4 protein-coding genes are annotated in these 2,227 nt (G+C 34.4%); 2 read left to right on the plus strand and 2 right to left on the minus strand.

The window, feature by feature from the left end:
* Window positions 1-322 precede the first annotated feature (322 nt).
* Together A9Z07_RS05290 and A9Z07_RS17575 are read right to left on the minus strand one after the other, a co-directional pair.
* On the minus strand, window positions 323-1,129 hold the full coding sequence (locus A9Z07_RS05290) for a Bro-N domain-containing protein (protein WP_069577515.1): 807 nt from the start codon (window positions 1,127-1,129) through the stop codon (window positions 323-325).
* 66 nt (window positions 1,130-1,195) lie between these two features.
* Window positions 1,196-1,354 carry an Arc family DNA-binding protein gene (locus A9Z07_RS17575; protein WP_081406410.1) on the minus strand — a complete coding sequence of 53 codons (159 nt, stop codon included), beginning with the start codon at window positions 1,352-1,354 and terminating at the stop codon, window positions 1,196-1,198.
* Window positions 1,355-1,505: 151 nt separating this feature from the next.
* Here A9Z07_RS17575 and A9Z07_RS05295 point away from each other — a divergent pair, with 151 nt between their 5' ends.
* Together A9Z07_RS05295 and A9Z07_RS05300 are read left to right on the plus strand one after the other, a co-directional pair.
* Window positions 1,506-1,790 carry an Arc family DNA-binding protein gene (locus A9Z07_RS05295; RefSeq protein ID WP_069577518.1) on the plus strand — a complete coding sequence of 95 codons (285 nt, stop codon included), beginning with the start codon at window positions 1,506-1,508 and terminating at the stop codon, window positions 1,788-1,790.
* Window positions 1,791-1,866: 76 nt separating this feature from the next.
* On the plus strand, window positions 1,867-2,227 hold a 361-nt coding region (locus A9Z07_RS05300), incomplete at its 3' end, for a hypothetical protein (RefSeq protein WP_139126631.1).

The raw sequence follows: 2,227 nt of genomic DNA on the forward strand, positions 1-2,227 counted from the left end.
GTAGGTATATCCAGACTCGAACTGGAGACCTCTACGATGTCAACGTAGCGCTCATTCAATAAATTCAACTACTTAATTCTAATCGGCGCCCAATATTTGCCCGTTATTTTTGTTACATTAATTGTTTATTTTTCAGCCTAACAATAAGTACTTATTTATAGTTTAAAAGTGTTAATGTCATAAATGGGATTGTGATCTTGAGCAACTATGCGATGCATAAAGAGAGTAGATTGAGTGAAATTCTGCTCTTAAAGCATAAAAAACCGCTTTTAAAAAGCGGTTTTGCGGACGCGAGTTCAACTCCCGTCATCTCCATCAAAGATTACGAATGATTATTTAATAAATGATAACGATCCATTGGTGCTAAGTGCCAAGGATGTGTATCAATCCTATTTCTTAGTTCTGCATGTTTTTCTTTGTCGATGAACATCCATGCGACAAATCCACCATCGTTGAAATGATCATGGATTGCTGAGCCCATGTGTGGATTGATACCTCTTACTGCAGCACCAAACTGCCTCCACCACCCGCTTAACCATACCAGATGCATTGCCATTGCTCTGACGTTCATCGCATTGGGTTGATTATCTGCACTAAACAGTGCAATCAAGTGATGAACGTATTCAACGGCTACAGGAATCTGATCAAATGAGATCTCGTCTATGCCGTTCACGTTGAAGCGTTGGTGAATGAGCTTGTAGGCATCTGAAAAGTTAAGGTGCTTGGTCTTTGCTACAAGCATATTCACAGCATCGTTTAAAACCACACGTTCTGTTTTATGGTTCTTGGTTTTAGGTTGTACTTCCCTATCTAAAATGTCTAAAACCCATTTTCGGAATTCTTTTGCGACTGGTGTACGGGCAAACATGGCAATAAGATGCGCACCACGTAATGAAAATATGCGTGTTTCTTTTTCAGAATTACCATTACCAAACCCCTTGGTGGCTAAATTGACTACCAAGCACATACCAGCACTAAATTCATCAGCATAACGATTATATATTTTGGTAACGGATCGGATATCTACATACCCTAAAGCATTCGCTAATTCGGAAGATGTGAGCCATATTTGATCATCGTTTTGTTGTACTGGATGAAATTCGATTAAGTTAAATGTTAGACTACTCATGTCTATTCTCCGTTCAGGAATTAGATAGAAGCCCCTAGTCCGCCAAGATTCAGGGGCTTCATTGTTTCAGTTCGATTGAGTAAGTAATTTGATACGAACTTCTTCTAGTGATTTAACAATAAAATTATTTAAAGAACGACCATCTTTTTTAGCCTGATTAGCTAGAAAAAATTTTAAATCTGAAGGCAATCGCAAATTATATTGCGGACTCTTATGTTTACCCATTACAGCTCCTCATAATACCCACTGGATACAAAATACAATTTAGTATCCATCGGCTACCATTGTCAATACCCACTAGACACTATTTAATATGTATACATGTCCACATGTGGACAATACATCAACTTTATATCTTTTACTTCAAAGGCATAACATGAGCAGTGGTCATTTAAATGCACAATATAATTTAAGACTTCCTGATGACTTGAAGCAAAAAATTGCTCATTCTTCAAAGGAATTAAATCGTTCAATGAATGCTGATATTGTTGCGCGATTGGAAGAAAGTTTTGAGCAAAAAAGTTTTAACAAGTTAGATGAAGTTCCGCTAGAGGAACTTTTAGCTGTAGTTATGAAAAAATTGGGGAGAAGTTCTTTGAGCCTCACTCGTGAAGAAATCGCACGCGCAAAAGAATTTTCAAAAAAAAGAGAGAAAACCTAAGTTTAGTTAGTTTTTAAATTAAAACCAATTTGACTTAAAATTTATAAATATTTAATACTTTTCTTATGGGTGAAAAATGTCCAGCGGTATAAACTCAGTAATTGAACTTATTTTAAACATTATTGAAAGAAATAAAAAATTCGTTTTAATATTTTCATTTTTCTTAATATTTATCTCCTACTTCGGTTATCAATTATATCATCCACCAATTGATAAAACTAAAACTTTTGAACTATTTTTTGAAGAGAATATTTTTACATATATAGGTGTCCCTACAATATATTTACTCTCAATAGAACTATATTCTGTATTTAAAAATACAAAAAACCTAAGTGATATTGACACTTCTAGAGAAACAATCAAAAATTCATTCGATAATGATAATAAGTCTAGAAAAAATGAAGAAGAAAGATTAACTACTTTAGCCTCAATAAACA

The organism is Acinetobacter sp. YK3 (assembly GCF_001729365.1).
Taxonomy (GTDB): Bacteria; Pseudomonadota; Gammaproteobacteria; order Pseudomonadales; family Moraxellaceae; genus Acinetobacter; species Acinetobacter vivianii.